Genomic DNA, 349 nt, shown 5'->3' on the forward strand with positions numbered 1-349 from the left:
CGTCCTTGTCGTAGTAGTATGCGTTGTGCATAATTCTCTTGCTTACGCTGGCTACAGTTGGCTCAGCAACATTAGGAACAGTAACAACTACTGGCAAAGTAGCTGACTTACCATTAGTATTTGAAGTTGCTTTAACGTTAACAGTGAAAGTATGAGGTGCTTTGAAGTAACCTACTGAGTTTACATCAATCTTTTGGTCCTTTAAGGCTGCCTTAATAGCATCTTCAGTATTAGCAGTACGAGTATTTAACTTCTTATCTGCGTATTGTGCTGCAAAGTATTTTGAATTAATTGCTGCAACTACGTTTGCAACATTAACTTGACCTTGGTTATCAGCATTAACTGAAAC

1 pseudogene is annotated in these 349 nt (G+C 38.1%); it reads right to left on the bottom strand.

The annotated features are described in order from the left end of the window. A pseudogene (slpA, locus tag EIZ58_RS32875) lies at positions 1 to 349 on the bottom strand (pore-forming S-layer protein SlpA); the annotation flags it as partial.

The organism is Ammoniphilus sp. YIM 78166 (assembly GCF_004522215.1).
Lineage (GTDB): Bacteria > Bacillota > Bacilli > Aneurinibacillales > RAOX-1 > YIM-78166.